Source organism: Flectobacillus roseus, assembly GCF_030056595.1.
Classification (GTDB): domain Bacteria; phylum Bacteroidota; class Bacteroidia; order Cytophagales; family Spirosomataceae; genus Flectobacillus; species Flectobacillus roseus.
This window is the reverse complement of record NZ_JASHIF010000010.1, coordinates 212,649-226,755: the sequence shown is the minus strand read 5'-3', so window position 1 is coordinate 226,755 and position 14,107 is coordinate 212,649. Positions and strand designations below refer to the sequence as shown.

Genomic DNA, 14,107 nt, shown 5'->3' with positions numbered 1-14,107 from the left:
GCTCAAGGATTAAAAGAGTTTAGAACACTTTTGAATTGTTCTTAAAATAACTTTCTGAAAAACAGTGATTAATACACAGGACGATTCAAAGAATTGAGAATAACGAGTTAAAACAAAGCTGTTATTTTATTCATTATAGATGATTGGAGAAGCCTTGACAACCGATGTTTTTGAATTTAGCAAACCTCATGAACTTTAATTTCTAATTAAAATTACAGATATGTATCACTTCTTAAATGATTTTAAAGTCTTGATAAAAAATCATTGGAAAACAATTCCCTTGACTGTTTTAATTATTTGGCTTAAGACAAATTACACTGATATTAAGTCAGGGGTAATTGATAGGTATACTTTGGAGTTTTCGGATTGTCACAAAACCAATCAACGCATTATGCCTGCATTTTGCGTTGAAAAGAGGAACACAAAAGCTTAATGCTTTCGATTCAAGGCTTTTTAAATATTCTTTGAAAATTCTTTATCCATTTTCTCAATTATAAATCTCTTTAGCCTTCCATCCCCCTCCTCCAATCAAAATACCCTTTAATAGCCATGACGAGTAATAGCGCATACAAAATACTCGTTCCGTGTAAATCCTTGACGTAGTACATGCCTATATACACCAAGTTGGCTACAATCCACAAAATCCAATTTTCTAGATATTTTTTCGCAATCATCCATGAAGCAATCAAACTAATGGCTGTCAAACTCGAATCTAAATAGGGTAAACTAGCATCGGTTTGGGCATGCAAATACCCAGACACACCCGTAAATGCAATACCTGCTGCCAGACAAATAGGAATGTATTTTTTAGGGATTTTACTTACTGGGAGCTCCGTTTTATTAGCCCCACCATAAAGCCATTGATACCACCCATAAACGCCCAGAATGATAAACACGATTTGTAACTCCATATCAGAATAGAGCTTGCTCTGGAAATAGACTACTCCATACACAGATGAGCTTACAATCGCCCAAAACCAACTCCAGATATTTTGTCGGATATTCAACCAGACATATATTAAGGAGGTCACAATACCAAAAACTTCTATCCAATTGGTTTGGATATAATCTATAAGAAAATCAAACATAAGGTATCGATTGAGGATTTGGGATTAGGGTTTATAAAACTGTTTATTTCGGATATCGGATGTTGGATTTCGGAAGTATAATCTTCGATTTTTTGTAAAAGGTATTTTACTTTTTTTTCGAAATCAGCAATTCCAAATCTGAAATTGTTGAAAATCAATTCACAATTCATTCTTTACAGCTTTGGGCTATCCTTACGTAAATGTGGAGGTTTGCTAAAGTACTTGCACAAATGCGTTAGCTTACACTCTTCACATTTGGGCGAGCGTGCAATGCAGACATAACGCCCATGCAAAATCAACCAATGGTGCGCTTTGGGGACTAAATCCTCAGGAATATGTTTGATGAGCTCTTTTTCTACTGCCAAAGGCGTTGTAGCAGTTTTGGCTACCAAGCCCAAGCGATGTGATACTCTGAATACGTGAGTATCTACCGCCATGGCTGGTTGATTAAAAATCACCGAAACAATCACATTGGCTGTCTTACGACCCACGCCAGGAAGGGTTTGAAGTTCTTCGATGGTACTAGGTACTTCTGAGCTGAAGTTATCAACAAGCTTTTGTCCCAAACCAATCAAATGCTTTGCTTTATTGTTAGGATAGGAAATCGAGCGGATGTAATAAAATACCTCTTCGAAAGTGGCGCTGGCTAAGGACTCAGGCGTAGGAAAACGCTCGAATAGGGCAGGCGTCACCATATTGACTCTCTTATCGGTACATTGGGCGGATAATACTACAGCCACTAATAATTCAAAAGGAGTCGTATAATGTAATTCGGTTTCAGCTACAGGAAAATTGTGAAGGAAGTAATCTATCAGTAAACGATAACGTTCTTTTTTGAGCATAACAAAATCTGGATTAACGAGATTATACAGGAGACCTGTGTGACAAGTTCCAAAAATCAAAAATAAGGATAAATAGCCAGATTTTTTAGTTGCAGAGACACAATAAGATATAATCAGAAGTTTGTAGATAACTTCTAAAAAATAAAGCAAGTAGAAACTTACTCAAGTCGATTGAAGACTTGAGTAAAACAAAAAAACATCAAACCTGAGCCTAAAACTAGGCGGAGGTTTGATGTTTTGAGTCAAAATTACGAGAATACGCTAATATGTTATCGACCGTTCTAGAGGATGGTTCACGATAACTAGCATCTAAACCAATTTTAAGATCTACCAAATCCAAATAGAATTCGAGCATTTCGGTATCGTGTACCAATGCATCTTGGATTAATAGGTTTTCTTCTTCTGAAGTTTCCTCGTAAACGTAACGAATTACGTCATTCTGCGTAAAGGTTTGTATCATAGCTCGGAGAATTTTTACTCATCATTTTGCGTAGATTTATCAACGCATAACGCATTCTCCCCAATGCCGTATTGATACTAACGCCAGTGGCGTCGGCAATTTCTTGAAAACTCATGTCTTCATAATGACGCATAACGAGTACTTCGCGCTGCGAATCAGGAAGACGTTTAATCAAATCTCTAAGATGATTGTGTGTTTCATTTTTGATTTGCATTTCCTCGATAGAGTCTTCTGCAAAATCAAGTGTATTGAATACACTACTACCATCTTCGAATACGATATTGGGATAGCGTTTTTCTCGACGGAAATTGTCTATAGCCATGTTATGGGCAATTCTAAGCACCCACGGCAAAAATTTACCTTCATCGTTGTACTTTCCAGAACGGAGTACATCCACTGCTTTTACAAAAGTATCTTGTAATAAGTCTTCTGCAACGTAAGTGTCTTTTACGATTAAATAAATCGTTGTATAAACTTTTGATTTGTATCGGCGAACAAGTGTTTCGAAGGCATGTTCGTCACCATTTTGAATATAGCGTGATACTAGCTCACTGTCGTTAACATGGATTCTTTCCATCTTGATAAATCTATTTGGTTAACGTAAAGCTTTATATCATATTGTTTCTCCTATATTGTTTTTTTAGTGACTACTCTAGTAAAAAATGAAGTATGCTTGATTGGTTGATTCAAAGATAGTAGTTGTTATATTAATTCCAAAAAAATTACAAGCAATTTTAACTTTCGTTAACAAATATTAACAGCCTTTTCTTCGTTATAAGAGAATGTACCTACTCAAAATGACTGTTTATACCTAATAAATACCTAGTATTTTCCTGAAATCTCCAAATTTATTGTTAATCTACTTTATATACGGATAACAATATGATTTGGATGTTTACTGTCTTTGGTTTCAAAAATACTCAAAACTCAGGCAAATGCAAGGAATATGTACACAGAATTGATTAAATGGTCTCAAAGTGAGAGAAAATATGGGATATAATACAATAAATAGGCCAAACTTGAAAAATGCTATTGGGAGTTAGTAGGCTAAATAAAAATCAACTATTTGGCTATCGGCTTTCGGCTCTGGGCATTCGGCAAAATATATCTATCGTTACTAAATAACATTTTAACACTCTTTGCCTTGTGCCTGTTGCCTCGTGACTTCAACAAAAAACTTAAATCTTATTCTGCACGATTACTTACATGGATAGATACTGTTGCTATTAAAAACCAACTTTAGGTGTAAATAAATGATCTTGGGGCTGGATAAGACTCAGTGAAGAGTAATAAAAAAAGAACTGCCTTTTGTGAAGCAGTTCTCTTAAATGTACCAAAAGGAAAATTATCTACGACGTCTTTTCGCTTTGCCTGATTTGCTATTACGAACACGCTCTTCTAATTCTGCGATTACTTTAGATGAATTTTCTTTGTTTGATTCGTAAGTTTCATTCAATGACTTGTAAGAAGCTTGAATCTTGTTATAGTCGTCCAACAAACGATTATATTTAATAGTAAGTGTTTCGAAAGTATCCTTACTATCTTCTTGGCATTTCATGTAGTCTTCATTCTTTTTCTTGAACTGACTTTCAAGACTAAAACGGAAGCTACTTAGTTCAGCGTTTTCTTGACGCTCCTTCAAAATTTGACTTTCAAGTCTTCTTACTTGATCTTGATACTCAGCAACTTTCTTGCTATCTGTACAACTTGACAATAAAAATGCTAATAAAGCAACAAATAAAGATAGATTTCTCTTCATGGGTATAATGGGATTAATTGGTCGATTTGATTGACTAAACAATTGTTGTAATGTTCGACTTTTAATAACTACTTGTATGACGAATGAATATAATTGATTATTACTCAGCCACTAGACCATCTGGGCAAACTTACTTGGATTTTTTGAATGTTTAAAATATATATCAAACTTTTTTTAGAAAAAGCCTTGATAGATAGAATTTCTTCCTTAGTTTTGCATAAAAATCTACTTATTTTATAGAGTAAATAATGTAGGTGGATTACTCATTACACAAGAACCTTGTGCTACTTTGACCAGCTTAGGGTGTTTTGTTTGATTTTTAAACAGAAAAGCAATGCAAAGTTTCAGAACTGAACTCGAAAATCCACTTGTTGAAAAAGACATATTAGATTTAGCTCGTAAAATTGAATTATTCAGAGAAGGTAAAATCCACGAAGAAAAATTCCGTAGTTTACGTTTAGCACGTGGTGTGTATGGACAACGCCAGCAAGGGGTACAAATGGTGCGTATCAAGTTGCCTTATGGTAAAATGACCTTTAAGCAATGGAAACGTATCGCTGATATTTCGGATGAGTATTCGATAGGAAATTTACACTTGACTACACGTCAAGATGTTCAAATTCACTTTGTTTCTTTGGACCGCACTCCTGAATTGTGGGCACAATTGGAACAAGATGATATTACACTTCGTGAGGCTTGTGGTAATACGGTTCGTAACGTTACAGCGTCTATCACTTCGGGTATCGATACTCAAGAGCCTTTTGATGTAACTCCTTATGCTGATGCTATTTTCCGTTATTTCTTGAGAAACCCTATTTGTCAAGAAATGGGACGTAAAATTAAAATTGCCATTTCTAACTCCGAAGCCGATACTGCATTGACTTATATGCACGACTTTGGTTTGATTCCAAAAGTGTTGGATGGTAAACGTGGTTTTAAAGTAGTTGTTGGTGGTGGCTTAGGTGCTCAACCTATGTTGGCTTATACAGCATTTGAGTTTTTAGAAGAAAATCAAGTAATTCCATATTTTGAGGCAGCTTTACGAGTATTCGACCGTCATGGTGAGCGTAATTCTCGTCACAAAGCTCGTTTGAAGTTTTTGATTCAAAAAATTGGTTTCGATAAGTTTGTAGAGTTGGTAAATGCAGAAACTATTGCGATCAAAAACAAAACATTTGAGATTCCAACTACTGGTTTTAGCGAAACGGAAATCGAAGGATATTTGCCAACTCAAACAGCATCGATAGTAGCTCCTGAGACTGAAGAATATAAAACTTGGTTACAGTCTAACGTTTTTGCTCAAAAACAAGAAGGATATTTTGGTGTATATGTTCGTATCTTAAATGGTAACATTTCTTCTAACACGTCTCGTTCTTTGATCGAACAGTTGGATGGATATATAGCAAATGATGTACGTGTGAGTATCAACCAAGGTTTGATGTTGCGTTTTGTACCAGAAGCCAATATTCCATATATCTACGAGGTGTTAAAAGCGCATGATTTGGCATCTCCTGGAGCTAACTCAATTGCTAATATCACGGCTTGTCCGGGTACAGATACTTGTAACTTGGCGATTTCGGATAGTACGAATATTACTTCCAAATTAGAAGCTGTTATTTCTGAAGACTTCCCTGATTTGATTTATAATAACGATATTAAAATCAAAATTTCAGGTTGTATGAACTCTTGTGGTCAGCATGGTATGGCAAACATCGGTTTCCACGGTTCGTCTTTAAAGTCGGCAGATAAACGTGTCTTGCCTGCGCTTCAAGTACTATTGGGCGGTGGAACAGTTGGTAATGGTGTGGGTCGTGTAGCTGATAAGGTAATTAAAGTGCCTTCAAAACGTGGTCCTGAAGTATTGAGAGTATTGTTGAATAATTATGAAGAAAATGCTACAGAAGGTGAATACTTCAATGATTATTATGACCGTCAGGGCGAAAAATATTTCTATAGCTTATTAAAGCCAGTGGCTGACCTTACCACTTTGAAAGATGATGATTTCATTGACTGGGGTGCTTCGGAGCAATTTGCTACAGAAATTGGCGTAGGTGAATGTGCTGGTGTAATGATTGACTTAGTTGCAACTTTGTTGTTCGAGTCAGAAGAGAAATTAGAGTGGACTTTGAATGCCTTTAACGAAAACCGTGTAGCAGATTCTATCTATCATGCTTATAGTGTGTTTGTAAGTGCGGCTAAAGCCTTGCTTTTGGATAAAAGTGTTAACGTTTCAACACAAAGTGCTGTTATCGAGAAATTTGATGAGCATTTTGTTGCAAAAGGCGAAATCACCATTGCTCAGAGCTCTTTCAAAGAATTAGTACTTCAAATCAACCAAAATGAGCCTAGTATTGAATTTGCAACTACCTATATCGCTGAAGCAAAAGCTTTCTTAGCACTTGCCAAAGCATATCGTGAGCAAACAGTAGAGGCGTAAGAAGTTTTGATTGATTATTTAGTGTAGTCATATACAACATTTGAAGGGGTGTAATTCAAAAGGCTTGTCCAATTGGATACACCTCTTTTCATTTTATTGAGTGATTTGTGAGTAAAAGATGGAGTACTTTTTAGTATTCTTATAAAAATTGACCTATCGTAATTTGGTTTAATTCGCTTGCCATTACTCTGTGATCAAATACTTTTCGATTATGAATAATTTAGAAGCTTTTCATACAATGGAACCTAAGCCACGCCTGACGGTAGTCGGCGCTGGACCTGGTGACCCAGACTTAATTACCGTAAAAGCCACTAAAGCATTAGCTTCGGCAGATGTGGTGCTTTATGATGCGCTAATTGCTCCTGAATTGTTGGATTATTGTAAACCAGAAGCTGAAAAAATTTACGTTGGCAAACGCCCAGGAGAAAGCCATTCTCAAGATGCTATTAATTTTTTGATAGTCGAAAAAGCCTATATGTATGGTCATGTGGTGAGATTGAAGGGTGGCGATCCATTTATTTTTGGTCGTGGTATGGAAGAAATCGAATATGCTCAGCAATTTGGGTTAGAAACGGCTTATATTCCGGGCATATCTTCGTCGGTAGCTGCTGCTGGTTATGCAGGTATTCCTTTGACTACGAGAGGAGTTAGCGAAAGTTTTTGGGTAATTACAGGAACCAAATCAGACGGCTCTTTATCCAAAGATTTGGCACTAGCTTTACAATCATCGGCAACTATTGTTGTTTTGATGGGAATGAGCAAAATAGAACAAATTGCAGAACTATGTATTCAACACGGTAAAGCAGATTTGCCAATTGCCGTTGTACAGCAAGGAACAACCGTTCATCAAAAAGTTGGAATTGGCACTGCTAAAAATATTAAATTCGTCGTTGAGCACAATAAGCTATCTAATCCTGCCGTTATTGTGCTTGGAGAAGTAGTAAAGTTTGCTTCAACAACGACATTACAGTCAATTGCACAAAAGAAGTTTAGTGTCTAGTACACATTCGACATATTAACAAGCCCCCAAGGCATGTTTAAAGATTATTAGTGGTTAGGTATTTAGAAAAGCTCAATAGTTATTACTATGAGCTTTTTTTGTTTTATAGTGCTTTCAATAAGCCTAAGACCAAACTAGCAGAATTGTAAGCAGCAATTTTTTCAAAATTGGGCATATCCTGATGAGCTTCGCCATTGGCATTGTCACTTATGCTTCTCAAAACTAAACATGGTAATTGCATTTGATAACATACCTGTGCTACAGCCGCTCCTTCCATTTCGATTGCATCGGCTTTAAGGTTTTTTCTAAGTTCCTCTACCTTTGCCTGAGAATTAACAAAAACATCCCCTGTAGCAATGATTCCTGTCAAAATTTGAGGCATTCTATTATTTTTTCCAACAGCTTGATAAGGACATTTGGGAGCTATCTTTTGAGCTAAACCTATCAAAATACTATCTGAAGGAATATAAATCGGATTCAACTGTAAGGTTGCAGGATTTCTTGTTGGACGCAGTGTAATCCCTTCGTTTTGAAGTCTGCCAAAATCGTGATGTACGCAAGATTTGGCTATTACAATATCGCCTGGAGCAATACCGTTGGCAATTCCACCTGCAATGCCTGTAAAGATAAGCCTTTCAGGTTGCCAGTTCATCAGTAATAAAGTTGTTGTCATAGCGGCATTGACTTTGCCTACGCCAGTCAATGCGATTACTACCGATTTACCAGAAAGTTCTCCTGTCAAAAAACGAACTCCTTTTACTCGATGTTCTTCTTTGTTTTTGAGAGAATCCTCCAATAACTGGATTTCTGCATTAAATGCTCCTACAATTGCAGTAATAGTTTTAGTTTTTTGAGAAAAAACTTTGGGACTAAAGAAGCAAACCAAAATGAGCGTACTGATGAATACTGTGCGAATTGATGCACAAAAAGATGACTTTGGGCTAAAATTGAACATGTTTGTTGTGATAGGAGGTAATGCTTTTTACTCTTGGTTATTAGCATTCAGCAATACAAAGCTGATAACCAGAGCTTAAAACATTACTTAGCATTTGAATTAATGAATAGTCTTATTTGAAATCAATATGAAAGTCGATAAATACATTTTTCTAGTGTCCCCAAAAAAGTGCAATGAGTGCAAAAGCATCGATAATCCACAAAGCAAGTGATACTTCTTTTGATTTCCCGACAGCGACTTTGATAATAGTCCAGCTCAAAAATCCCCAAATAATACCTTGTGTAATCGAATAAGAAAAAGGAATAAGGACAAGGGCTAAAAAAGCAGGAACGGCATCGTCAAGCCCTGCCCAATTGATTTTAGCAATAGGTTTCATCATAAAAACGCCTACAATAATCAACGCTGGAGCCGTTGCAATGGCAGGAACAATACTCAACAATGGAGACAAAAACATAAATGGTAAGAATAAAAGTCCTGCCGTAATGGCAGTAAGTCCTCTTCGACCTCCTTGTTCAATGCCAACAGCCGATTCGATGTAGGCTGTACCCGGACTTGTGCCCAAAATGCCTGCTAAAAGCGTGGCCACGGCATCGGTCATAAGTGATTTTTTGACGTTTTGTGGCTCCCCATTTTCGTCATACAAATCTGCTGCTTCGGCTATTCCTACGAAGGTTGAAATACTGTCGAACATATCTGTAAAAACAAAAGCAAAAATCACTGGGAATAGCGAAACTTTCAGTGAGTTTACCAAGTCTAATTGAAATAATAAACTAAAGTCAGGAGAAGCAAAAACACCCTGCCAAGTAACTAGTTGGGCATTGCCAAAATTGACAGCCGAGGCATCGCCCCACCAGCGTCCAATCGGGATAGCCAAGAGGGTTGTCAATATGATTCCTATAATAATTCCGCCTGTAGTTTGACGAACAATTAAAACTGCTGTTACGAATAAACCTATTAGAAAAGTGATAACGATTGGGTCTTTAAACGAAGCGATACCGACCAATGTTGCTGGATTACCTATGATGAATTTCGCATTTTCAAAACCTATTAAGCTAATAAAAAGCCCGATTCCAGCCGATATTGCAAACCTAAGCTGTGTAGGAATCGCTTTTACGATATAGGTTCTAACATTAAACGCAGAGAGAATAACAAACAAAACCCCTGCCCAAAATACAGCGCCTAACGCTACCTGATAGCTAATACCCATGCCTTTCACGGCTGTGAAAGTAAAGAAAGCATTCATGCCCATGCCGGGTGCTACCACAATCGGGTTTTTGGCATAAAGTCCCATCATTAAGCTACAAAAAAAGCTTAAAATAACCGTTGCCGTCAATACCGCATTGAAAGGCATACCCGCCTGACCCAAGATAGAAGGGTTGACGACGATGATATACATGGTGGCCAAAAAGGAGCTTACGCCAGCAAGAATTTCTGTGCGATTCGAGGTAATTTTAGTTGTCATGAATAAGGGATTTTTCTAAAAATACAGTCCAATTTAGACAATCCCAAATAAGATGTAGATTCTCATGACTTTAATACAATTTCTTATTAAATTAGTTTCAATACCAATATGACACTTTTTTTTACTTGAAACCGTTATATAAATTTAAACCTACCGATTACGAAAGTTATTTTGGGTCAGTTACTTACAAGAATACTGACAACTTGTTCATTGGCACAGCTTTTGACCATTTAATAATTCACTTAAAAAGTATTCAGATTTTACTATAACTTTATTATCATTCTGACACTTTGTCAGTTGAGCTACTTACTAATTTGGAATTAAGCGCAGAACAAAATCTATTTTTAACATCATTAATTTTTTCTACAACTTCTTCAAATTATGAGTAAAATTCATCAACAGCAGCTTGCTTACGGAAATATTGATAAACTATTGCTTCTAATTTGCTTATAAGCTCATAGCCAAAAGCATCATGCTGAATGTTACTTAATTATAATACCTTACCGCTTATCCAAATTTTTTTAGAGGGAGATTATGAGCTACAATAAAAAATTTTTTGATACACTCAGACTTGCCGAAATTTCGGATTTCGATGGGATTGAGTTGATACCTTTAGGTACAGAACAAGTTGATGACGAGAAGTTAGGAAAACTCTCCGATGAATTACCAATACTTCCTATTCGCAACATCATATTATTCCCAGGAATGGTGATTCCTATTACGGTAGGAAGACAAAAATCTGTGCGCCTTGTCAAGAAAGCCTACAAAGGTGATCGTACCATTGGTGTTATTGCACAGGCCAACCCTAGCAAAGAAGAACCTGTAGGTGATGATTTGTACAAAGTGGGAACGGTAGCACATATCCTAAAAATGATTGTGTTGCCAGGAGGAAATATCACGATTATCGTTCAAGGACGTAAGCGTTTTGAAGTAACCGAGTATGTCAAAACAGAACCACACTTGTTGGCTAAGGTGAGCTATATTGAAGACACTTTCCCAACGAAGTTAAATCGTGAGAACAAAGCTTTGGTTCAGTCTTTGCGAGATGCGGCTGGAAAAATTTTATTATTAAATCCTGAAATTCCACGTGAGGCACAAATTGCCCTAGATAATATTGAGTCTCCTAACTTTTTGGTGCATTTCCTTTCTGCTAATATCAATGCAGAATTAGCCGAAAAACAACAATTGCTCGAAACTTTTAGCGGAATCGAACAAGCTCAAAATTTGTTGGAGTACATGATGAAGGATATTGATTTACTTGAACTCAAGCGAGAGATTCAAAGTAAAGCCAGTAGCGACATAGACCAACAACAAAGAGATTATTATTTACGTCAACAAATTAAGGTTCTTCAAGAAGAACTAGGCGTTGATAGCCCTGAGGCAGAAATTGATAAATTACGTGCTAAAGGTGCTAATAAAAAATGGTCAAAAGAGATTTCTGACCATTTCCAAAAAGAATTAGGAAAGTTACAGCGTACCAACTCCATGTCGGCTGAGTATCCTATGCTCATGAACTACGTAGAGTTATTAGCTGATTTGCCTTGGAACGAGTACTCAAAGGATAATTTTGACCTAAAAAAGGCGCAAAAAGTACTTGATGCTGACCATTTTGGTTTAGAAAAAGTAAAAGAGCGTATCATCGAATATTTGGCCGTTCTGAAAATGAAAGGCAATATGAAGGCACCAATCCTTTGTCTTTATGGCCCTCCAGGGGTTGGTAAAACCTCATTAGGTCGTTCTATCGCCAAAGCCTTGGGACGTAAATATGTACGTATGGCCTTGGGTGGCTTACACGATGAATCAGAAATTCGTGGTCACCGCAAAACTTATATTGGTGCCATGCCTGGCAAATTGATGCAAAACATCAAGAAAGCTGGTTCATCAAACCCAGTATTTATTCTTGATGAAATCGATAAAGTTGGTTCTGACCACCGTGGCGATCCTTCTTCTGCTTTATTGGAGGTACTTGACCCAGAACAAAATAGCGCTTTCTTGGACAATTACTTAGAAGTAGAGTTCGACTTGTCAAAAGTTTTGTTTATTGCTACTGCCAACTCTCTTGACACGATTCACCCTGCTTTGCGTGACCGTATGGAGATTATAGACATTAGCGGTTATACTATGGAAGAAAAGGTGCAAATCGGTAAAAAACACTTACTTCCAAAACAAAAAGAAGAACACGGACTTGAAAATAAAACGATTAACGTAACTGATGGTGCACTTCAAAAAATAGTTGAAGGATATACTCGTGAGTCGGGTGTACGTAAGTTGGAACAAGAAATCGGTAAGCTAGTTCGTAAAATCACTAAAGCCATCGCCATGGGCGACGATTACCCTAAAGTAATCAAGCCGGATGATGTGGTGAAGTTGTTGGGAACTGAGATTTTTGATAAAGACTTATACGAGACGAACGACTTGGCAGGCGTAGTTACAGGCTTAGCTTGGACTCCTGTAGGTGGCGACATTCTATTTATCGAATCACTATTAAGCCGAGGGAAAGGAGGTTTGACTTTGTCAGGACAATTGGGTGATGTCATGAAAGAGTCGGCACTAACAGCACTTTCTTACTTGCGTGCTCATTCAGATGATTATAGGATTGATTATCGTATTTTTGATAATTATCATTTGCATATTCACGTGCCAGCAGGAGCGGTGCCTAAGGATGGTCCTTCTGCAGGTATTACCATGACTACGTCTATTGCTTCAGCTTTGACCCAACGCAAAGTAAAACCACATTTGGCGATGACAGGTGAAGTAACGTTACGTGGCAAAGTGTTGCCAGTAGGTGGTATCAAAGAAAAGATTTTGGCTGCTAAGCGTGCTGGGATTAAAGAGATTATTCTTTGTAATAAAAACAAAAAAGACATTGAAGAAATCACGCCAGCTTATATTTCAGACCTTACTTTCTACTATGTAGACCATGTGGATGAGGTATTGAAAATTGCTTTATTACCTGAAAAAGTTAGTAAGCCAATTGATTTTATTTTTCCAGAAGAGAAAAAAGAAAATGTATTAGCATAAGTAATCGATAAATAACCTTCGAGCAGCCCACTGCTAAAAGTTTATAGGATTTAACAGTATCCAACTTAGGCACAGAGCTTCTGACTCTGTGCCTTTTTTATGTTCAAAAAAGATGTCTCAAAAAGTACTTATTCTACAAGGAATTCCTGCTAGTGGAAAATCTACATTTGCTAAAGCGTTGGTAGCTGATAGTCGAGGTTTGTGGAAACGACTCAATAAGGATGATATGCGCGCTATGCTTGATGATAGTGTGCATTCAAAAGAGAATGAAAGCTTTGTTGAACAGCTCCGCGATATGATGTTGTTTGAGGCACTTAAGTATGGAAAGAATGTAGTTATCGATGATACCAACCTTTGGGAAAGACCTATCGAGCGAGTAAAAAAGGTCGTAGAGCAATTTCAAAAAATACATCGTACCAAGATAGAAATAGAAATAAAACCATTTGAAGTGGATTTAGGTACTTGTATTGAGCGAGACAGCCAGCGAACGACAAGCGTTGGAGCAACAGTTATTTCAAAGCTCTATCGTCAACATATTGTATCAAAAGAAGAACTATATACCTATACAGAAGCTGATGGGTTATTACCTCAAGCTCTCATTTGTGAACTGGATAATGTATTGGCAATAGCTCATCAGCGAAATCTACAAGACGTTTTTTTGTGCGAAAATGACTTGGTGCATCAACCCATCAAAGAGTTACTAGATATTTACCGAGCAGCCAATTACCAAATCATTTTGCTAACCCAGCGCCCAGAAACCTACCGTCGACAAACACAAAATTGGCTCTATTATAATCGCATCGAGTTTGATGAATTATTGATGTATCCTTCAGGTATTAAAGGCATTAGGCATAAGAAAGAGTTTTATGAAGAAGAAATAGCTCTTAGGTATCAAGTAAAATTAGCTTTGGAAACACAACAAGAGGCTGTGGATTTATGGAGGCTAGAACTTCAAATTCCATGCTTGCAAGTGGGTTATGGTGATTTATACTAAGTACGAAGGATTTTATTTTGTTCAAAATAGCTCTTATCGTTAGTGTTTTTTGTGTAGTTACAACCCTTGCGGTTGTCATTTTGAATACA

General features: G+C 37.0%; 11 protein-coding genes. 4 read left to right on the top strand and 7 right to left on the bottom strand.

What is annotated here, in order from left to right; all coding sequences use genetic code 11:
- Positions 1-503 precede the first annotated feature (503 nt).
- The 5 genes from pnuC to QM524_RS13420 form a co-directional block, all read right to left on the bottom strand.
- Complete coding sequence (gene pnuC, locus QM524_RS13440; RefSeq protein WP_283344997.1) at positions 504-1,088, bottom strand: nicotinamide riboside transporter PnuC; 585 nt, start codon at positions 1,086-1,088, stop codon at positions 504-506.
- 173 nt (positions 1,089-1,261) lie between these two features.
- Positions 1,262-1,930, bottom strand: a complete 669-nt coding sequence (nth, locus tag QM524_RS13435) for an endonuclease III (protein WP_095161054.1) — start codon at positions 1,928-1,930, stop codon at positions 1,262-1,264.
- A gap of 217 nt (positions 1,931-2,147) precedes the next feature.
- Entirely contained in the window at positions 2,148-2,390 is a 243-nt protein-coding gene (locus QM524_RS13430; protein ID WP_095161053.1) for a hypothetical protein, read from the bottom strand.
- Complete coding sequence (locus QM524_RS13425) at positions 2,365-2,967, bottom strand: RNA polymerase sigma factor (protein WP_095161052.1); 603 nt, start codon at positions 2,965-2,967, stop codon at positions 2,365-2,367. Before QM524_RS13425 ends, QM524_RS13430 begins: the two co-directional genes overlap by 26 nt.
- A 768-nt stretch (positions 2,968-3,735) precedes the next feature.
- Entirely contained in the window at positions 3,736-4,149 is a 414-nt protein-coding gene (locus QM524_RS13420) for a hypothetical protein (RefSeq protein WP_095161051.1), read from the bottom strand.
- A 334-nt stretch (positions 4,150-4,483) separates the two neighbouring features.
- Between QM524_RS13420 and QM524_RS13415 the strand changes: the two genes are divergently transcribed.
- Both QM524_RS13415 and cobA read left to right on the top strand, forming a co-directional pair.
- On the top strand, positions 4,484-6,586 hold the full coding sequence (locus tag QM524_RS13415; RefSeq protein WP_283344996.1) for a nitrite reductase: 2,103 nt from the start codon (positions 4,484-4,486) through the stop codon (positions 6,584-6,586).
- Positions 6,587-6,797: 211 nt separating this feature from the next.
- Positions 6,798-7,586 carry a uroporphyrinogen-III C-methyltransferase gene (cobA, locus tag QM524_RS13410; RefSeq protein ID WP_283344995.1) on the top strand — a complete coding sequence of 263 codons (789 nt, stop codon included), beginning with the start codon at positions 6,798-6,800 and terminating at the stop codon, positions 7,584-7,586.
- A 103-nt stretch (positions 7,587-7,689) separates the two neighbouring features.
- Here the strand turns inward: cobA and QM524_RS13405 are convergent, their stop codons facing one another.
- Entirely contained in the window at positions 7,690-8,541 is an 852-nt protein-coding gene (locus QM524_RS13405) for a 5'-methylthioadenosine/adenosylhomocysteine nucleosidase (RefSeq protein WP_283344994.1), read from the bottom strand.
- 151 nt (positions 8,542-8,692) lie between these two features.
- Positions 8,693-10,003 (bottom strand): NCS2 family permease, encoded by a 1,311-nt coding sequence (locus tag QM524_RS13400; RefSeq protein ID WP_283344993.1) that lies wholly within the window; start codon positions 10,001-10,003, stop codon positions 8,693-8,695.
- A 534-nt stretch (positions 10,004-10,537) separates the two neighbouring features.
- Between QM524_RS13400 and lon the strand changes: the two genes are divergently transcribed.
- Positions 10,538-13,024, top strand: coding sequence for an endopeptidase La (gene lon / locus QM524_RS13395; protein WP_283344992.1), 2,487 nt, complete (start codon positions 10,538-10,540; stop codon positions 13,022-13,024).
- Between the two features lie 112 nt (positions 13,025-13,136).
- Positions 13,137-14,018, top strand: a complete 882-nt coding sequence (locus QM524_RS13390) for a phosphatase domain-containing protein (RefSeq protein ID WP_283344991.1) — start codon at positions 13,137-13,139, stop codon at positions 14,016-14,018.
- Positions 14,019-14,107: the final 89 nt, after the last annotated feature.

Bases quoted from the DNA above. Each gene is read 5' to 3' on its own strand.
- pnuC (WP_283344997.1), bottom strand. From the start codon at position 1,088: ATGTTTGATTTTCTTATAGATTATATCCAAACCAATTGGATAGAAGTT.
- nth (WP_095161054.1), bottom strand. From the start codon at position 1,930: ATGCTCAAAAAAGAACGTTATCGTTTACTGATAGATTACTTCCTTCAC.
- QM524_RS13430 (WP_095161053.1), bottom strand. From the start codon at position 2,390: ATGATACAAACCTTTACGCAGAATGACGTAATTCGTTACGTTTACGAG.
- QM524_RS13425 (WP_095161052.1), bottom strand. From the start codon at position 2,967: ATGGAAAGAATCCATGTTAACGACAGTGAGCTAGTATCACGCTATATT.
- QM524_RS13420 (WP_095161051.1), bottom strand. From the start codon at position 4,149: ATGAAGAGAAATCTATCTTTATTTGTTGCTTTATTAGCATTTTTATTG.
- QM524_RS13415 (WP_283344996.1), top strand. From the start codon at position 4,484: ATGCAAAGTTTCAGAACTGAACTCGAAAATCCACTTGTTGAAAAAGAC.
- cobA (WP_283344995.1), top strand. From the start codon at position 6,798: ATGAATAATTTAGAAGCTTTTCATACAATGGAACCTAAGCCACGCCTG.
- QM524_RS13405 (WP_283344994.1), bottom strand. From the start codon at position 8,541: ATGTTCAATTTTAGCCCAAAGTCATCTTTTTGTGCATCAATTCGCACA.
- QM524_RS13400 (WP_283344993.1), bottom strand. From the start codon at position 10,003: ATGACAACTAAAATTACCTCGAATCGCACAGAAATTCTTGCTGGCGTA.
- lon (WP_283344992.1), top strand. From the start codon at position 10,538: ATGAGCTACAATAAAAAATTTTTTGATACACTCAGACTTGCCGAAATT.
- QM524_RS13390 (WP_283344991.1), top strand. From the start codon at position 13,137: ATGTCTCAAAAAGTACTTATTCTACAAGGAATTCCTGCTAGTGGAAAA.